Source organism: Rhizobium sp. ZPR4, assembly GCF_040215725.1.
GTDB classification, from domain to species: domain Bacteria; phylum Pseudomonadota; class Alphaproteobacteria; order Rhizobiales; family Rhizobiaceae; genus Rhizobium; species Rhizobium rhizogenes_D.
On sequence record NZ_CP157969.1, the window covers coordinates 559459 to 577490 of the forward strand.

13 protein-coding genes are annotated in these 18032 nt (G+C 60.2%); 5 read left to right on the top strand and 8 right to left on the bottom strand.

Annotation, left to right across the window (positions count from 1 at the left end; genetic code table 11):
- Nucleotides 1-2: 2 nt before the first annotated feature.
- The 6 genes from ABOK31_RS30430 to ABOK31_RS30455 are packed head-to-tail and all read right to left on the bottom strand — an operon-like array spanning nt 3 to nt 6267.
- A complete protein-coding gene (locus tag ABOK31_RS30430; RefSeq protein ID WP_349962723.1) occupies nt 3-1238 on the bottom strand; it encodes an acyl-CoA dehydrogenase family protein in 1236 nt (411 codons plus the stop codon).
- Between the two features lie 60 nt (nt 1239-1298).
- On the bottom strand, nt 1299-2357 hold the full coding sequence (locus ABOK31_RS30435; RefSeq protein ID WP_349962725.1) for an aldo/keto reductase: 1059 nt from the start codon (nt 2355-2357) through the stop codon (nt 1299-1301).
- Nucleotides 2358-2371: 14 nt separating this feature from the next.
- On the bottom strand, nt 2372-3307 hold the full coding sequence (locus tag ABOK31_RS30440; protein WP_349962726.1) for an oligopeptide/dipeptide ABC transporter ATP-binding protein: 936 nt from the start codon (nt 3305-3307) through the stop codon (nt 2372-2374).
- Complete coding sequence (locus tag ABOK31_RS30445; RefSeq protein ID WP_349962728.1) at nt 3285-4280, bottom strand: ABC transporter ATP-binding protein; 996 nt, start codon at nt 4278-4280, stop codon at nt 3285-3287. Before ABOK31_RS30445 ends, ABOK31_RS30440 begins: the two co-directional genes overlap by 23 nt.
- A complete protein-coding gene (locus ABOK31_RS30450; protein WP_349962730.1) occupies nt 4277-5281 on the bottom strand; it encodes an ABC transporter permease in 1005 nt (334 codons plus the stop codon). Before ABOK31_RS30450 ends, ABOK31_RS30445 begins: the two co-directional genes overlap by 4 nt.
- Entirely contained in the window at nt 5278-6267 is a 990-nt protein-coding gene (locus ABOK31_RS30455; protein ID WP_349962732.1) for an ABC transporter permease, read from the bottom strand. The genes ABOK31_RS30450 and ABOK31_RS30455 overlap by 4 nt, the downstream gene beginning before the upstream one ends.
- Nucleotides 6268-6556: 289 nt before the next feature.
- On the opposite strand from ABOK31_RS30455, the gene ABOK31_RS30460 reads away from it, so the two are divergent.
- From ABOK31_RS30460 to ABOK31_RS30475, 4 genes are read left to right on the top strand one after another with little or no spacing between them, the layout of a single operon-like run.
- Entirely contained in the window at nt 6557-8161 is a 1605-nt protein-coding gene (locus ABOK31_RS30460) for an ABC transporter substrate-binding protein (protein ID WP_349962734.1), read from the top strand.
- A 23-nt stretch (nt 8162-8184) separates the two neighbouring features.
- Complete coding sequence (locus ABOK31_RS30465; RefSeq protein ID WP_349962736.1) at nt 8185-9363, top strand: LLM class flavin-dependent oxidoreductase; 1179 nt, start codon at nt 8185-8187, stop codon at nt 9361-9363.
- 11 nt (nt 9364-9374) lie between these two features.
- The gene (locus ABOK31_RS30470; protein WP_349962737.1) at nt 9375-10412 is read left to right on the top strand and encodes an ABC transporter substrate-binding protein; all 1038 of its coding nucleotides are present in this window, start codon (nt 9375-9377) and stop codon (nt 10410-10412) included.
- 17 nt (nt 10413-10429) lie between these two features.
- Nucleotides 10430-11578: an acyl-CoA dehydrogenase family protein gene (locus ABOK31_RS30475; RefSeq protein WP_349962739.1), complete on the top strand. Its 1149-nt coding sequence runs from the start codon at nt 10430-10432 to the stop codon at nt 11576-11578.
- Between the two features lie 27 nt (nt 11579-11605).
- On the opposite strand, the gene ABOK31_RS30480 is transcribed toward ABOK31_RS30475, so the two are convergent.
- Nucleotides 11606-13207, bottom strand: a complete 1602-nt coding sequence (locus tag ABOK31_RS30480; RefSeq protein WP_349962741.1) for an ABC transporter substrate-binding protein — start codon at nt 13205-13207, stop codon at nt 11606-11608.
- Nucleotides 13208-14372: 1165 nt separating this feature from the next.
- On the bottom strand, nt 14373-15302 hold the full coding sequence (locus ABOK31_RS30485) for an MYG1 family protein (RefSeq protein ID WP_349962743.1): 930 nt from the start codon (nt 15300-15302) through the stop codon (nt 14373-14375).
- Between the two features lie 401 nt (nt 15303-15703).
- Here ABOK31_RS30485 and ABOK31_RS30490 point away from each other — a divergent pair, with 401 nt between their 5' ends.
- On the top strand, nt 15704-17776 hold the full coding sequence (locus ABOK31_RS30490) for a hypothetical protein (RefSeq protein WP_349962744.1): 2073 nt from the start codon (nt 15704-15706) through the stop codon (nt 17774-17776).
- Nucleotides 17777-18032: the final 256 nt, after the last annotated feature.

An 18032-nucleotide genomic window follows, 5' to 3' on the forward strand; every position in this document is an offset into this window, starting at 1 on the left:
GTTCAAAAAACCTTGCCTTCTTCCAGATGCGTCGTGGTGCCGTTGATATAATAGTCGCCCACAACCCGCGCCTTGTGCAGCAGTGGATTGTGGTTGAGCACCGTGCGGATGTTGCGCCAATGGCGATCGAGATTGAGATGCCGCGACGTCGCCGAGCCACCGCCGAGCTCGAAGACATTGGTTGCCGCAGCCAGTGCGAGCTGCGATGTGACGATCTGGGTGCGCGCGGTCGTCAGCGCGCTTTCGACCAAAGCCGTCTCCAAAATCTGCGGATCATCGCCTGCAAAAGCCGCAGCCGTCCGGTCGAGCGCGCGGGCGCTTTCGCGGATCAGCGTATCGACGGCAAAGGAGTTTGCCGCGATCTCGCCCAGTATCTTCTGGACGAAAGGATCGACGTTTGCCGTCTCGGCGGCGCTGTGGGCCGCGGAGCGCGCCTGTCTGCGCACATATTCAGTCCCTTCGCGAAGCGCGCCGCGCACGGCACCCGCCATCGAGGCGGCAAGATGAAGCTGGCGCAGGGTGGACGTATGCCTGCCGATCAGCGTGCTTAGCCCACGCCTCGAAATCTCGTGCGGCAGCACTTCCACGTCGTCGAGCAGCACGCCGCCGCTTGCCGTCAGGCGCTGGCCCATACCGTCCCAATCGTCGAGAATGGTGATGCCCTTGCGGTCGACGGGCAACAACACGCTGACGAGCTCACCTTCATCGTCCTTGGCGCTGAACGAAGCAAAATCGGCAAAAGCCGTGCCTGTTGCATACCATTTTTGCCCGTTGAGCCTGAAGCCATCGCCTGTTTTCATCAGCCGCGTCGTGACCTCGCCGGGGCGTTTCGTGCCCTGCTCCGTATGAGCGCCGCCGAAGAGCTTTCCGCCCAGAACCCGGGCAAGCTGCGTGCGGTCCAGCGAGCTGTTCGGATTGAGCAGCAGGGCCTCGGTGAAATTGAAATGGCTCCTCAGCGCGTGCGCGACATTGCTATCGGCCGCACCAATCGTCATCACCATCTCGATATAATCCAGCACCGATCCACCCGGGCCGCCAAGCGCCGTCGGTATGCGCAGTGCGCCAAGGCCGGCCTCCTTAAAAAGCCGAAAGGCCTCGTGGGGCAGTTCGCGTTCAAGATCTCGCGCTGCGGCACCTTCCGCGATCTGCGCGGCAAGGTCAGGCACGCGGGCAAGTAACGTCGCCCGATCGGTTTCAACGGATAGGGAGGGTGCGGCTGATGAAGCGACTATGGGCATGAAAGGCTCTTTTCGCGCCGGAAGAAAAGGCCCCGCCTGAGCAGGGCCTGGGCTTGATGGCTATGCGACCGCGCGGGCCAGCGGCACGACGTTTTCGGCATCGCCCGCGGCACTGACGGGAACCCGGCCCTCGACTGGGTGGCTCGGATCGTTGAAGCCTGGTGTCGATGGATGGCCTGTCGTGACCAGGCGGTCGACCAGAGCCTCGTCCTCGGCATTAAGCCTGACATCAAGGGCACTTACATAGCTGTCCCAATGCTCCTCCGTGCGCGGCCCGGTGATCGCCGACGTAATCAACCTGTTGTTCAGCACCCAGGCGATTGCAAATTCGGTCGGCGTGACCTTCTTGGCGGCGGCGTGGGCGACAATTTCCTTGGCGATGGCGATCGATTCCGGCCGCCATTCGGTTTCGAGGATGCGCTTGTCGCCGCGGCCGGCACGCGTATCGGCGGCTGGCTCCTTACCCGGCTCATATTTTCCGGTGAGCACGCCACGTGCCAGTGGCGAATAGGAGACGACGCCGAGGCCGTAATGATGAGCGGCCGGAAGCTGTTCGGCTTCGGCGGTGCGATTGACGATGTTATACAGCGGCTGGCTCGCGACCGGGCGATCGATGCCGAGTTGGTCGGCAAGATGCGAGATCTCGGCGATGCGCCAGCCGCGGAAGTTCGAGACACCGAAGTAGCGCAGCTTGCCGGCGCGGATGAGATCGGCAATTGCCCGCACCGGCTCCTCCAGCGGCGCGTCGAAGACGGCACGATGGAAATAGAGGATGTCGATATAATCGGTGTTGAGGCGGCGCAGCGAGTTTTCGACCGTCTCGATCACCCATTTACGCGAATGGCCACCGAGATTGGGACCCTTCTTGTGTGAGTTGACGAACTTCGTCGCCAGCACCCAGTGATCGCGGTTTGCCTTGATGCCCCGGCCGACGACTTCTTCCGATTTGCCGTCATGGTAGACGTCGGCAGTGTCGATGAAATTGATGCCCTGATCGCGAGCCTTGTCGATGATGCGGAAGGCGACGTCGTCGGGCGTCGGGCCACCGAACATCATGGTTCCTAGAGTAAGGGGCGATACCTTCAACGCACTGCGCCCGAGATAGCGATAGTCGACCATGTCATTTCTCCATTTCATTCTGCGTGATGGCAAGCGACCGCGTGGCCGCTGCCCGTTTGCCGATAGGCCGGATCGTCGGTCCGGCAGATGTCTGTTGCGAGCGGACAGCGCGTGTGGAAACGGCAGCCGGATGGCGGATTGTGTGGGCTCGGCAGATCGCCGGTGATCGGGGCGGCCTGCTTGCGCCGCGACGGATCGGGGACGGCGGCAAGCAATGCGCGCGTATAGGGATGCTTGGCATCGCTCCAGAGCCTTGCCGTCGGCGCGCTTTCGACGATGCGGCCGAGATACATGACCAGCACGCGATCAGCGAAATAGTGCACGACCGAAAGATCGTGGGAGATGAAGAGATAGGACAGCGAAAGCTCCGTCTTCATCTCGACGAGAAGGTTGAGGATCTGCGCCTGGATCGACAGATCGAGTGCGGAAACGGGCTCGTCGCAGATGACGAGCTCCGGTTGCAGGATCAGAGCCCGGGCAATCCCGATGCGTTGGCGTTGGCCACCGGAGAACTCGTGCGGATAGCGGTCGAGCGAATCCGGGGGCAGGCCGACATGGGCAACCATCGAGGCGGCTATGGCATCGCGGCTCTTGCGATCCCCGATGCCGTGCACGCGAAGCGGTGCGGTCAGAATCGTCCGGATCGTCTGGCGCGGATTGAGCGAGGCAAACGGGTCCTGGAAGATCATCTGGATGTGCCGGCGGATCGCCTGCAATTCCTTGCCCGACATTGCAGCGACATCGCGCCCCTTGAACGTGACGCGGCCGGAGGTCGGATCGATGAGACGCATCAAGGACTTGCCGAGGGTCGACTTGCCGCAGCCGGATTCCCCGACCAGCGCCACGGTCTCACCCTCAAGGATCTCAAGCGATACGTCATCCACGGCCCGCACTGTCCCAGCCGCAGCCGGATAGTGCGTGGAGAGCCTATCGACCGACAGAAGCGACATGGGCTCTCTCCGCAAGGACTGGCACATAGGGACAAGCGACCTCACGGCTGGCCGAAACTGCGATAAGCGGCGGCACGGCTTGCCCGCAAGCCGGTCGCGCCACCGGACAGCGCGGCCGGAAGGGGCACCCCTCTTCGCCCGCTGCCGAAACGATCGAGCCGCGAATTTCGATCAATGGCCCGTCGCGATAGTGATAGTCGGCCTTCAATCGTGGAGAGGCCGCAAGCAACCCTTGCGTATAGGGGTGATAAGGCGTCTCAAACAGGGCACCGGGCAGCCCCTGCTCGATCTTTCGCCCCGCATACATCACGACGACGCGGTCGGCCCATTGCGCGACGATGCCGAGGTCATGCGTGATGAGGATCACGGCCATGTTGAGCTGGCTGCGCAGGCGATCGAGCAACTGCAGCACCTGCGCCTGGATCGTGACGTCGAGCGCCGTCGTGGCTTCGTCGGCAATCAACAGCCTGGGATTACAGGCAACGGCAATCGCGATCATCACTCGCTGGCGCATGCCGCCCGACAGCTGGTGCGGATAATCGTCGACGCGCTTGCTCGCCTCGGGAATGCTCACGAGGTCGAGCAGGTCGATCGCGCGCTGGCGTGCCTGTTTCCGGTTCAATTTTTCATGGATGCGCAATACTTCGACGATCTGGTCGCCGATGGTCAGAACAGGGTTGAGCGATGTCATCGGCTCCTGGAAGATCATGGCGATGTCGTGCCCGCGAATGCCACGCATCTCCCGTTCGGGCAACGTCAACAGATCACGGCCGTCGAACAGGATTTTACCCGCCGTCTTCGCATGCGCAGGCAAGAGCCCCATCAGGCCGAGCGCCGTCAGGGACTTGCCGGAGCCGGATTCGCCGACAACCGCCAGCATCTCACCGGACGTCGCGGTGAAACTGACGCCCTTGACCGGCTGGGCGCTGCCGAAACCGACCGAGAAATCACGGACATCAAGAAGTGCCGTCATCGACGCTCCTCCGAAAAACGCGGATTAAGCGCATCGTTCAGGCCGTCGCCGATGAGATTGAGCGACAGTACGGTCAAGACGATAGCAAGGCCCGGCAGGGCGGTGAGGTACCAGGCGGTCCGGATGACATCGCGCCCCGCGCCGATCATCGACCCCCAGGAAACCCGATTGGGATCGCCAAGCCCCATGAAGGATAGCGCCGATTCCATCAGGATCGCGCTTGCGACCATAACCGAAGATGTCACGATCAAGGGCGGCAGGGCGTTCGGCAGGATTTCCCGAAAGATGATGCGAGCGTGGCCGAAGCCGAGGCTGCGGGCGGCAAGAACATAGTCTTTCTCTCTGATGGCGCGGAATTCGGCGCGTGTCAGCCGCGCGACAGTCGGCCAGCTGACCAGCGCGATCGCGACCGTTACCGTCGTCGTGGTCGGCTGTGCGATTGCGACCAGCACGACAAGCAGGACGAAACTCGGCATGGTCTGGAAGATCTCGATGAGCTTGACGAGGAGGTCATCGACCACGCCACCGAAATAACCGGCAAGCGCACCGATGGTCACCCCGGCGCCAAGCCCAAGCAGGGTCGCCGCAATACCGACGGTCAGCGAGATCTGGGCGCCGTGCAGGATGCCGGCCAGCACGTCTCGGCCCATGGAATCCGTTCCCAGGAGATAAGCTGGGTTCTGGCCCGGCCAAAGGAAGGGTCGCGCTACCATTTCCAGGGGATCGCCGGGATAGAGGATCGGCGCAAGCAGGGCCGCAAGCACGATGGTGGCAAGAACCGCAATGCCGAAAAGTGCGTTGGGATTGGAAAGAAAGATCTTGAGCTCCCGCCCACGCCCCCGCCAGCGCGGGGCCGAAACCGCCGTCGTACGCGCATCGGGCGCATGAATGTGGGTCCAACGGCGTTCGGGAGCAGGCACAGCCTTCATCTCCCTCTCGGGCACCTTAGCCCCAACATCAGGCACCGTGTCCGCATAGATTTTGAGTTCCTGCGCTTTCATCGGCTTGCTCCGATCCGTGGGTCGAGCCAGGCCTGCAGAAGATCGACCGCGGCATTGGCGATGATGACGAGAAGTGACGAGAGCAACAGGATGCCGAGCAGAACGCTGAAGTCGCGGGCCATGACCGCTTCGAAGGCCAGTCGCCCGAGGCCGGGCCAGCTGTAGACCGTCTCGACGACGACGGCGCCGCCCAGCATGCCGCCGAAATGCATTCCAGCCATCGTCGTGATCGGGATCAACGCGTTGCGCAGCACATGCCGCGTCGTCAACATGAAGGGCGAAACGCCCTTTGCCCGCGCGGTGCGGACGAAATCCTGCGACTTGACCTCGAGCATGGAGGCGCGCGTCAATCTCGCGTAGATGGCAAGATAGAACAGGGCGAGCGATATGGCCGGCAGCACCATGTAGCGTATCCGATCGAGCAGCGCCGGCAGGCCGGTCAGCCGCGAGCCGATGGTGCTGTCACCGCCACTCGGCAGCCATCCGAGCTTGACCGAAAACAACAGGATCAGCATCAGCCCGATCCAGAAGCCCGGGATTGAATAGAACAGCAGCGAGACGATCGAGATCAGCCGGTCCGGGAGCCGCCCGGCAAATGTAGCCATCAGCGATCCAAGGATCAGCCCGATCGCAATCGCCGCGATGAGCGCAGCCAGCATCAGTGTCAGGGTGCCCGGCAATCGCTGGCCGATCAGATCGGCCACCGGCATGCCGTAGCGCGGCGAAAAGCCAAGGCTGAAATGCGCGAGATTGTTGAGATAGTTCGCCAGCTGCACGAGGATCGGATTGTCAAGGCCGAAACGCTCGCGCAGGGCCGCCATCGTCTCGACAGTCGCCGATCCGGCTTCGGCCGCCATGACATCGGCCGCGTCACCTGGCGCCAGCTTCAGCAGGAAGAAATTCAGGATAACGATGCCAAGCATGGTCGGCACCGCCTGAATGGTTGTCCGGCGTAGTGTTCGCCCTATCCGCATATAAGCCGACATCGAAACTCCTCGGCAGCGTCAATCGAATTTTCAGGCGCCGCATCGCAATAGTAGTTGACTAAATCTGTAGGTTTTGTCAAATCGATATTGGTAGATATTTCTGAAATTTCTCAAATCATGCAGAGAAATTAGAATGTATTTTCATATATTTGGGATATTCGCATCAATTCTTCCAAGAAGCGAGCGCAAGGCAACAAAGCAACCTACGAGAACCGCACTCTTCGAGAACATAAAACCAGCAGCCATTCGGGCTCAGCAGTGCTGCTCTAGACAGACGAGGCAACTTCAGATGAATAGATTTCCTACAATTACACGCAGGAGTTTCCTGCTCTCGTCGGCAGCATTCGGCGTGATCGCAGCCACCGGAACAGCAGTGCGTGCCGCTCCGTCCCGCGGCGGTACAGCAACCCTTCTGCTTTCGGCCGAACCGCCGGTTCTGACCACGATCGCCCATACGGCCTTCAACTCGGTCTATGTCTCGCCGAAGGTGACCGAGGGGCTGTTGACCTATGATTTCGATCTCAATCCGCAGCCGCTCCTCGCCAAACAATGGGCCGTCAGCGATGACGGGCTACGCTACACCTTCAGGCTGCGCGACGGCGTCAAATGGCATGATGGCAAGCCCTTTACCGCCGATGACGTCGCCTTCTCGATCAAAACCCTCAAAGATGTCCATCCGCGCGGGCGCAACACCTTTCTTAACCTCGTCGAAATCGAAACGCCCGATCCCCTGACCGCGGTCCTGGTGCTTTCCAAGCCGGCCCCTTACCTGATTACCGCGCTTGCCGCCTCGGAATCGCCAATCGTTCCCCATCATCTCTATGAAGGAACGAAAGTCGCCGAAAATCCGGTCAACCTTGCCCCGATCGGCACCGGCCCCTTCAAATTCAAGGAATGGGTGCGTGGCAGCCATATCGTCTATGAGCGCAATCCCGATTATTGGGACCAGCCACGCCCCTATCTCGACCACTTGATCGTCCGCTTCATTCCCGATGCCGCCGCCCGCTCGATCGCAATCGAGACCGGCGAGATCGATCTGGCGCCATCGACGCCCGTTCCGCTCAGCGATCTCGATCGCCTCAAGGGTGTGGCGAGCCTCGCCCTCGAAACAAGGGGCTATCAATATGCGAATGGTGTCAGCCGTATCGAATTCAATCTCGAAAGGCCGGTTTTCAAGGATATCCGCGTCCGACAGGCCTTCGCGCATGTCATCGACCGCGAGGTAATCCGCAATACCATCAACTACGGCTATGGCGAAGCGATCCCCGGCCCGATCAATCCCAACCTGACAAAATGGTATGTCGCCGATCTGAAGACCTATCCGATCGATCTCGCCGCTGCGGAGAAGCTGCTCGACGAGGCCGGTCATCCACGTGGTTCGGACGGCGTGCGGTTTCGTCTCAATCTCGACTATGTGCCGAGCGGCGAACCCTACAGCCGCGGCTCGGAATATATCCGTCAGGCACTCGCTAAGGTCGGCGTCGAGGTGACGGTACGCAGCCAGGATTTCGCCACCTACACCAAGCGCATCTACACCGATCGCGATTTCGATTTCGCCTATGAAGGAATGAGCAATCTCTTCGATCCCACCGTCGGCGTGCAACGGCTTTACTGGAGCAAGAACTTCAAGCCGGGCGTGCCTTTCTCCAATGGCTCCGCCTATAGCAACCCCAAGGTCGACGCTCTTCTTGAAGCCGCCGCCGTCGAAGTCGATCCGAAAAAGCGGGCCGAGCAATGGCGTGAGATCCAGGGGATCCTCGTCGAGGATCTGCCCGCCCTCGACATCGTCAGCCAACCCGAACTCACCATCTACAACAAGCGCATCTCCGACCACACGCTCGGTGGCGAAGGCATCGCCGGTAGCCTTGCCTACGCCTACATCGCAACTGCCTGAAGCATCGAAAGCAAGGGAAAGCCATGTCCATTCAGCACCGTCCCGGCTCCATCGTGGGCCTGCCGAAATTCGCAGCACCGACCGATTTTCCCGACAGCCCGCTATCGCAGGCCTTGAAACAACCTGTTCTTCTCGGCCTTTTCCTGCCGATCCAGGCCGGCGGCTGGACACAATCGACACTGGAACGCTCCACCGATTGGCGTTTCGACTACAACAAGGCGCTGACGCTTCGCGCGGAGGAGCTGGGTTTCGACCTCGTCTTCGCCCTGTCCCAATGGCTTCCCAAGGGCGGCTATGGAGGCGTCTTCGACGGCCAGGCTCTCGACAGCTTCGTCTCAACCGCAGCACTTGCGAGCCTCACCAAGAAGATCATGCTCATCTCCACGATGCATGTGCTTTACGGCCCTTGGCATCCGCTGCACCTCGCCAAGTTCGGCGCTACGCTCGATCACATCACCGGCGGTCGCTGGGGCATCAATGTCGTCACCGGCCATAGGGCCGTCGAGCACGAGATGTTCGGCTGGCAGCGCATCGAACACGATAAGCGCTATGAGCTTGCAGCGGAATTTCTCGAGGTCGTACAGCGGCTGTGGAGCGACGACGAGAATTATTCCTTCGAAGGCGAAAGCAGCTGGAAGCTCGGCGGCGGCTACGTGACGCCGAAACCGAATTTTGGTCGGCCGATCCTGGTCAACGCCACCGGCTCGGATGCCGGCATCGCCTTTGCCGGCCGCTATTCGGATATCGTCTTCATCACCAGCCCGACCGGCGCTGATATCGACAGCGCCCTTGCCTCCCTGCCGGCTCACACTGAGAAAGTGAAGAACGCCGCCGCCGATGTCGGCCGCACCGTGCGAACCCTGCTCAATCCGATGGTCATTTGTCGGCCGACCGAGAGGGAGGCATGGGAATTGGCCGACCGGATCGTCGCCCATGCCGACCAGCGCTCCCGCAAGGGCTTCCAGTCGCTGGATTCCGATGCCCATGCCTGGAAGGGGCGCGACGCCCAGGATCCCTATCGCTTCATCGGCGGCAATATTCGCGTCATCGGTTCGCCGGAGCAGGTTGTCGATCAGTTCGTCAAGCTGAAGGCGGCCGGCATCGACGGCTTGCAGCTCAGCTTCTTCGATTTCCGCGACGATCTGGAATTCTTCGGCGAGGAAGTCCTGCCGCTGATGAAACAGGCCGGGCTTCGCCACTGAAAGGAACGATCATGACCAGCAATGCCATTTCCGAAATCTGGTACACACGCTGCCCTGTTCCGACGCCTGTGGGTCTGGCCGCGCAGCTCGGCTATCTCGAAGACGGCTTTCGCAGCGAAGGCGTCACGCTGAAATCCATCATCGATTCTCCGGATCGAAACATCCGGCAGAGCCATTTCAACCATACGCTCGACTGGTCCTTCCGCCACGGCGGCAATGTGCCGCCCATTCGCGCCCGCTCGGAAGGGCGTCGTACCCGCCTTGTCGGCATTACCTGGACGGACGAGTTTCAGGCGATCATCACGCTGCCGGGAACCGGCATCAAGACGACCAGGGATCTCAAGGGCCGACGCTTCGGCATCGCCCGGCGCCCGGAGGGGATCGTCGACTTCATGCGCGCCACGGCGCTCAAGGGCCTCATCTCGGCCCTTTCGCTTGAGGGTATTTCCAAGGACGATGTCGAAATCGTCGAGATTGCTCTTGCCGATTCCGTGCTCGCAAGCCAGGAGGGGCCGTCGCTCTTCGGCCTTAAGCGCAGACAGGCCTATGGCGAAGAGATCGCCGCTCTCCTGCGCGGCGAGGTGGATGCGATCTACGTCAAGGGAACCGCCGGGATCAACGTCGCCAACCTCCTCGGCGCCGTTCAGGTTGTCGAATTCGGTTTTCATCCCGATCCGAAAATCCGTATCAATTCCGGCTCGCCGCGCGTGCTGACCATAGACGAGCTCCTTGCCGAAGAACGCCCCGATCTCGTGCGCAAGCTGATCGAGGCGATCTTCAAGGCAAGTGCCTGGGCAGAGGCCCATCCGGAGGAAACCCGCCGCTTCGTCGCCCGGGAATCCGGTGCCACGGAAGAGCAGGTCCTTGCCGCAAACGGCCCGGAAATCCATCGCCACCTCGGGCTGGGACTGGAGCCGGATCTGATTGACGCCGTCGAGCACTACAAGAACTTCCTGCGCGACTTCGGTTTCCTGGCCGGCGATTTCGATATCGGCGAATGGGTGGATCGCCGCCATATCGATGGCTTTGCCGAACGGGCCGTCGCCTGAACCAGGTTGCAACGACAATGACAAAGACGGCTGATGAGCTGATCGGCAAGGCGAAAGACCTTGCCGAGGATTTTTCCAGGACAGCCGCGCATCACGATACGACCGGCGCCTTTCCCTTCGAAAACTTCGACAGGCTTTTCGATACCGGCCTGCTCGGTCTCGTCAGCGGACGCGATCACGGTGGTCATGGCGAGGGCCTGACATCGGCACAGGCCGTTATCAGCGAGATCGCCCGCGGCGAACCATCGACCGCGCTGGTGCTTGCCATGCACTACACCTCGCATTTTGCCATCCGCCGCCTCGGCAAATGGCCCGTGCATCTGGCGGAGCGGGTGCTTCTGGCAAACAGGCAGGGCGTGGCGCTGATCAACAACGCCCAGGCCGAACCGCGCATCGGATCGCCGGCCCACGGCGCCCTGCCGGAAACCATCGCGCGCCGTGACGGCGATCGCTGGCGCATTTCCGGTCATAAGAGCTATGTCACCGGCATCCCGGTTCTGAAATGGGTATCGCTTCTCGCCGTCACAGACGAGGAAGAGCCTCGCCTTGCCTCGTTTCTCGTGCCGACCGACGCCGCCGGCTTTCGGATCGAAAAGAACTGGAATGCGGCCGGCATGCACGCAACGGCGAGCGACGACATCATTCTCGAAGACGTATCGATCCCGATTGACGACGTCATCGAGGCGCAGCCCGCCACGGAACCGCTCCGCCGCGATGAGCACGCGGCGGCCTTCTTCTTTGGCCTGCTCGGTGCGGTCTATCACGGCGTGGCAAGGGCCGCGCGCGATCGCGTTCTTGTATTTGCCAGCAACCACACACCCACGAGCCTTGGCACGCCGATCGCGACTGTGCCGCGTATTCAGGATGGCTTGGGTGAAATAGAGGTCCGGCTTGCAACGAATGCGCGGCTGCTGCGCTCGCTTGGAGAGGATGTCGATGCCGGCAGGCCGGTGGGGATGGATGGCATGCATGTTCGCCATGTCGTCATCGACAATGCTGTTGCCGTCACCAGCCTCGCGCTCGAACTCGCCGGCAACCCCGGCCTCAATCGCGATTTCCAGTTGGAGCGCCACCATCGCGACGCGATCACCGCCCGTTCGCATGCGCCGCAGAGCCACATGATCCGCACGATCGCGGCGAGGAACGCCCTGAGCCGGCTTGGATAGCCGGCTCGATCGGTGGGGGCGAAGTCGTCAGGCACTCGGGCTCAGCCAGATCTGGCCGAAGCTGTTGTTGATACCCTGCGCGCCGGGCGCAAAATTCCTGACCCGCCTGTTGGCGACGATCTGCGCACCTGCCGCCACCAGATCGACGGAGACGACGTCGTCATGGATGACGTGCTGGAATTTGTACCAGAGCTGCCGGCGTTTTTCCTCATCCGGCTCGATCGCAGCCGCTTCCAGCAGTGCATCGACCTCCGGATTGGCGTAATGGCTGGCATTGGAGAAAACCAGGCCAATCTTGAAGTTCTTCGACCAATAGGCGCGCTGTACACCGAGCGTCGGATCAAACGTGTTGGAGAGGGATTCGATCACCAGATCCCAGGCACGATCCGTGTAGACCGTCTTCAGGAAGGTGGCGAGATCGAGTTTGAGGATTTCGGCATCGATGCCGACCGCGGCAAGCGATTGCTTGATGAAATCGGCATAGGAGGGCTGAAGAAAGGAATTATAGGCAAGCCTCAGCTTGAAACGCGTGCCATTGGCGCCGCGCGGGTAGCCCGCATCGTCGAGAAGCTTGTTGGCAAGCTTGGGATCGGGTTCGCGCGCCTTGATGCTCGGATCATACCACTTCGGCAAGGCTGTGCTGATCGGGCTTGGCGAAACCTGCGCATAGCCGAACAGGGCGATATCCACGAGCTTCTGCAGGTCGATGGCGTGCGCGATCGCCAGCCGCACATCCCTCTTCGTCAGGATTTCATTCTCGTAGTTGAAGAACAGCTGCTGCTGCGGCCCGGAATAGGCGTAGGTCGTGGTATCGACGACCAGGTTGGCATTGGCCTTCAGCCGCTCGATATCCGATAGCGGCACGGGATTGGCGCCAATGTCGACCTCTCCGGTCTCAAGAGCCGCGGCCCTTGACGCCGGATCGAGAATGACGCGCAGGACGACACGGTCGAGATAGGGCTTCGGCGCATCCCAGTAATCGGGGTTGCGGTCGAAAATCAAATGGCTGCCGGGTACCCATTCCTTGAGGATGAACGGCCCGGTGCCGATCGTCTGGGCAAGCGTCGGCTGTTCCGTTGGCTTGAAGGTCTCATAGACATGCTTCGGTACGATCGGCGATTCCGAGCTGCCGAGGGCTGAAATGAGATAGGGGGCCGGTTTCGAAAGAACGATCACCGCGGTCAACGGATCGGGCGTTTCGACATCCGTCACGTTCTGGAAGGTGATACGCCCACGCGGATGGGCCTCCTTCAGGCGGAAGACGGTGAACTTGACATCCTGCGAGGTGAAATCCTTGCCATCATGCCATTTGACGCCCTTGCGGAGTGCGAAGGTGTAGCGAAGTCCATCAGCACTTGCCGACCACGAGGTCGCCAGAAGCGGCGTCGGGTTGAGATCATAATCGAAATCGAGCAGCCCCTCGTTGATCTTCGGCCCGATCGCCTGGCCCGTGCCGGAAGATGTATTGATCGCGATCAGCGCCGTCGGATCGGGATAATAGGCCCAGTTCAGGGTTCCGCCGCTCACCGGCGTCTCCGCGGCGCTTGCCCATGACACGTTGCCTCCCAAGGCAAGGCCTGCGCCTCCAAGGAGCAGCAATTGGTTGAAGTGGCGGCGATTGATCGACATTTGCTCGCTCCGAAAATTGGCGTTACCGGGCACCGGGCCCGTCGCGAAAATGATCGTGTCGAAACCCGAAGATCCAAAGGCAGTTTTTCTAGCGCGAGGCGAAAGCAATCCTTCCTACAGGCATTTGCCACTCTCATCCAATCAAGGACGATGATCATCCGGGATGGATGATTAAAGCTTCGCCCTGCCACCTGAGGTTAGTCCGGTGGCAGGGCAGACCGCCGACGGGTGGCAGTGGTGTCGGCGACCGGGGGCAGTCCTCCAATATCCAAATGGATCTGCGTTGAACACGGACTTTGGTCTGATGATGAACAAACTTCTTCTCCAACACGACTTACGAGGTGCAATACCGGCGGGTATCGGCTCGCCGATACGACCGAAAGCCTCTCATGCAGCGACCAACGCTCTAATTCGAGCGATCCTTTTCATCGGATGGACGAAGTCTCAGCTGACATGTTTTCGGAAAATACGCTGTCCGTTCATAAATCATCGGCCGCAAATCTGAGTCTTCGACAGGTCGGCTCAGCCTCCGACAAAGCCGAGACAGTGCGGAGCCTGGGAGCAGCGGGGCGCCATCAAATCCGGAAAAAACTCAAGCCACGCGCCTGAAGGACCGGTCAGGGGGCGCGGATAGTTCTTTTGCTCTTGGTCGGATCTGAACCGGCGCGGCTACAGCATCACAAATTATATTCGAGGTCGTGATGCGTCGATAGATCAGGCTGCGCTTCCATAACGATCACAGGTCACTGTGAATTTGATCCGCCAGCCGAGCCTTCTTCACATATCGCTTTTCCAGTTTCCTGGTTTCGCATAGCGGTGTGAGCCCCTTGCTGTTTGGGATCCGGCAAAAAACCGGCCAGCAACTGCGCAAGTCGTTCTTTCGACATCGGCGGGGCGGATAAGCGCATCATGGGCCTCCATTTCGATGTCTTGATCGTGCCAATGCACGCTGATGGGAGCAACGGCGGGGCCGGATCATCCCCAGATAATTTCACCCGGACATTTCCAGTCGATCTGAACGGGATGCAAAGCTGAGGGGCAATCCGGCCCCTGGCTGCAAAATGATAACGGGCAATTGGCCGAACTGCCCCACCCGCTGGTGCCCTCGGTATTCCGCCGAGCTTACCTGATGAGGCGACGGGCAAGCTCGGCCTCGAGCTGGTACTCAACCGGCTCCTTTCTCCGCATCCTCCACGGCCAACCTAGCCAGAGCGAGCGCGGCCTCTCGCGTTTTGGCAGCGGCAATAAAACGGCCGTTATGGCAGAAACTGGCACCCTCAGTTCCGGTGGCCACTTCCAGATCGTGACCGCTCAACCCCGCCCAGGCCGCCGGAAGGTCGGCGCGCAGTTCGAATCCCTCCTCCGCACGGCGAATTCCGGTCAGGCACCAATCGGCCTCGCGCGGGTGGACCACGAACAAGAGATGATCGGCACCCGCTTTCATGATTGCCGGACGAAATGGCATGCCCATCGGCAGTTCGAGAACGCGGCCCTCCCCCGCAGACGCAATCGCCTGCAGCACCAACGCTTCGGCGCGCAGTTTCGCATGGATCCCGGCAATCTTCGCATCGACGAAGCTGCGGGCGATCGCGACGGCAGTATGAAATGCCCGGTCGGTCGCCTGCGGATCCGCATCGTCGAAGACGGGCTTCAATGTTTCAAGCAAGGACGGCAGGGTCAATCCGGCCAGCAAACCGGCGCTATCCGGGCTGAGTGCGCCATTGTCGACCAGGTCGATCGGCAAGACGAAGCTGGCATCGAAAGCGGTATGCACGGTCTCGACGAAGGCGCTCGGGACAGAGAGAACGGTCAGATAGTCGCGGCCGAAATGTTTCCAGATCAACCCGAACGAACTGAAGGGCTGACCATCATCGCGCTGCGGTGCACCGCGCTGGTGATGATCGAAAATCCCGGCGGCCGCATCATAAGCGCTGCCAACATCATAGACGACGCGATCGGCGCCGGGCGTGATCCATTCCGGCGCCCTGCTGCGAACAAGCCGCGCGTCAGGGAAAAGTCGTGTGAGAATGACGCTGGACAACACTTCGTCAGCATGAAAGCCGCCGGAATGGGTGACGAGGAAACTTGGAGCCATACGGCTATAACCTTACTGTTCGCAAATTGGACGAACGGGCTGATAACCAGTTTTGGCCGTCACCTCAACCGCTCATCATGAAAGCGAAGGAACGAACGCAGATCGTAGAACGGGTTGCTCCTATTCGCATATGGGAGGTCTCGACGTCATGCTCCGCTATGACCGCCCATAAATATCCCCGCAAAGGGGGCAGATTGGGGCCGCGTGACACCCGAGCTCATTCAGGCCCTACAAGTGGTTGCGTCTTTGCTGCGGAGCTTCTACCTTTCAATCAATGGCTGCACTTCCGCCGGTTCCTCATTCGAGAAAAGTGGATTGGAGACAGAAAATAGCCGGCTGCGGCATCATCCTTCGCAGTTGTCAGATACGCCTGCTTTGCTCGAATTTCTTTCGGAGACCATATGCAGCAATCGGAATTCCAGATCGATACATGTGTGGCCTGGGTACTGGACTGCATGAACTCACCCAATCCGGACGAGCCTTTGCTGGCGTTGAGCGCTGATCCTCGGCCTCTTGCACGCGTCATCTCGGAAAACAACAAGCCGCATCCGCTCGTCGGTATCCTCAGCGCCATGATGGCCAGTGCTTTGATCAGAGCCGATAGGCCCGGCGAGATCGAGACCGTTCTGGGGCGCGTGGCTGACCTCTTTGCGCCCGACCATAGATACTATGTTCGCGGCAGCAATTTCGGCGATCTCGTAAACGCATTTCCCTATCTGCATCTCAGCACCATTCGGGCCTCCCTCGCCACCGCGGATTACGCCACGGCGTTTTCGGTTATGCTGCTGATCGACGACATGCTACGCCGCAAACTGCACTGGGTTCTCCCGGACGCCCACACTCTTGCGCCGATTCTTGCTCATCCAACTATCGATTCCTATGGACCGTTCTCGATCGAGCGAGATTGGCTCCTAGATCGCCAGGAGAAGATTCTCGCTGGCTTCAAGCCCGACCGAAATCTGATACAAACCTATGATTTTGAAGAATTCTTCATTTTCAACGCGCTGCTAACCGAGCAGCCCAGGCGTGCCTTGTCAGTAATCGAAAACCGAGGACTGCTAGGCCCGCTCGATGTTACCACGGTCGGAAGCTGCGGCCGCGGCCATCTTGAATTCAATGCCGTATGTGTTCTTGCCGCTCTTGGTCGTTTTGACGAAGCCCTCTTACTCGCCCGCGCCATGGTGCAATATGGCTACGGAACGATTTGGCGTTTCGACCTGGAGGACGCCACCAAGATGGGTTGGACGCAGGATACGCGCCAGAACGAATGGTTGGCAGCTCTGGCCGAGACGCCTGCCTATCACGCTTTTCTCGATGATTATGTTCGTCGGCGGCATTTCCAGGAGGACGACCTCGCACTCAATCCGCTTTGCGCGATGCGTGAAGACATGTGGGACGGCAAGAAAAAGAAGCGCTGCTGGCTTTCAAAGCGGCTGATTGCATCCGGCGACCCGGTGGTGAGGACGCGGCGGCTGTTCACCCGCGCCTCGGATGGCGACTTTGACATTGCAGCGAAAGAGGCCTTCGACACGTCGACATGGTCGATAGGCCGCAAACAGTTCACAGACGACGCCATCCCGCTCTCTTCCCTTTTTCCACATCCGAGCCTTTCGCGTCTTCGCGACTGGGATGACCCGAGACTGGCGCGATTTTGTTGGGATGTGGGGCACAATCCGGCATCGTTCGATCTCGACCAAGCCATCGGCATCATTGCAGATCATCAGCCAAATCCAATCCGTCGTGAATGGATTGAGGGCAAATTCGTCTATGCACCGGCATTCGAGCCGATGCTGAACGATCGGGGCCATGGCGAGGCCGTCAATTTCACGTGGCGGCTGCTCAAGGCCGGTTACGCACGTGACCTCATCGAGCGCATGTCACACCTTCCGCCGGACAAGGCGGATAAGGTCTTTGCCATGCTCGCCATGTTCGACAGAGAGGATTGCCGGCAGGCAGCAGCGGCGCATTTCGCCCTGCCGGATTTGCCGGCAATGATCGAGCAGGCGTTTTCGGAACGCCCATCGCTGGAAACGCATCTCGCTCTTGCCGACTACGGTGATCGCCACCAACGCTGGCGATCCGGTCTCGTTGCCGCGATGCGTGCTTATGCTCTGCACCTTTATTCGAATTACCATCCCGGCGCAGACTGGTTTCTGGAAGGGCTGGAGCATTTCTCCCGCGCTCGCTGCTGCCAGCTTCTGTTCTTCCTGATCCATCACCCTGAAGACGATCCTGTGCTTGCCACCATGATCGAAAAGGAATGGCTTCCAACAGGGGTCGGCGTTGGCGCCTTTGACGCCTACGGCAACACCCGTGCCTTTTATTATCGCACCGCCGTTTTGAACCGTATGCTCCATGCGCCCGAACTGCTGGAATTCTGGCTCAGTTCGCCATGGCTGCTCTATTATTGCTCCGGTGCCAAGGATCGGGAGACCCGCAGATTGGTCGAACGCTGGCAGAAGAAGAAACGATAACGAACCGCCAAGGCTCTCGTCGCGCGATGAAAGTTACCCGACAGGGCGCCGATAGAGCGCAACCTGCTCCTGAACCATAAATTCGTTCAATCCCAACATCCGGCACTCACGTTAGGATCTGCTACTCCCTGACAACCCTCCTGCGAAACGTCAAACTTCTTCGGGTATCAGCTCCGCAATGTCAGCGGGCATCGATCCCGGCGAATGAACCTCGACTGAATGATACCTTCAGCTTCCGTTCCAAAGAGAGCGTCTA

Excerpts from the sequence above, each read along its gene's own strand:
- ABOK31_RS30440 (WP_349962726.1), bottom strand. The coding sequence starts at position 3,307 with ATGTCGCTTCTGTCGGTCGATAGGCTCTCCACGCACTATCCGGCTGCG.
- ABOK31_RS30470 (WP_349962737.1), top strand. The coding sequence starts at position 9,375 with ATGACCAGCAATGCCATTTCCGAAATCTGGTACACACGCTGCCCTGTT.
- ABOK31_RS30460 (WP_349962734.1), top strand. The coding sequence starts at position 6,557 with ATGAATAGATTTCCTACAATTACACGCAGGAGTTTCCTGCTCTCGTCG.
- ABOK31_RS30485 (WP_349962743.1), bottom strand. The coding sequence starts at position 15,302 with ATGGCTCCAAGTTTCCTCGTCACCCATTCCGGCGGCTTTCATGCTGAC.
- ABOK31_RS30490 (WP_349962744.1), top strand. The coding sequence starts at position 15,704 with ATGCAGCAATCGGAATTCCAGATCGATACATGTGTGGCCTGGGTACTG.
- ABOK31_RS30475 (WP_349962739.1), top strand. The coding sequence starts at position 10,430 with ATGACAAAGACGGCTGATGAGCTGATCGGCAAGGCGAAAGACCTTGCC.
- ABOK31_RS30435 (WP_349962725.1), bottom strand. The coding sequence starts at position 2,357 with ATGGTCGACTATCGCTATCTCGGGCGCAGTGCGTTGAAGGTATCGCCC.
- ABOK31_RS30445 (WP_349962728.1), bottom strand. The coding sequence starts at position 4,280 with ATGACGGCACTTCTTGATGTCCGTGATTTCTCGGTCGGTTTCGGCAGC.
- ABOK31_RS30430 (WP_349962723.1), bottom strand. The coding sequence starts at position 1,238 with ATGCCCATAGTCGCTTCATCAGCCGCACCCTCCCTATCCGTTGAAACC.
- ABOK31_RS30465 (WP_349962736.1), top strand. The coding sequence starts at position 8,185 with ATGTCCATTCAGCACCGTCCCGGCTCCATCGTGGGCCTGCCGAAATTC.
- ABOK31_RS30450 (WP_349962730.1), bottom strand. The coding sequence starts at position 5,281 with ATGAAAGCGCAGGAACTCAAAATCTATGCGGACACGGTGCCTGATGTT.
- ABOK31_RS30455 (WP_349962732.1), bottom strand. The coding sequence starts at position 6,267 with ATGTCGGCTTATATGCGGATAGGGCGAACACTACGCCGGACAACCATT.
- ABOK31_RS30480 (WP_349962741.1), bottom strand. The coding sequence starts at position 13,207 with ATGTCGATCAATCGCCGCCACTTCAACCAATTGCTGCTCCTTGGAGGC.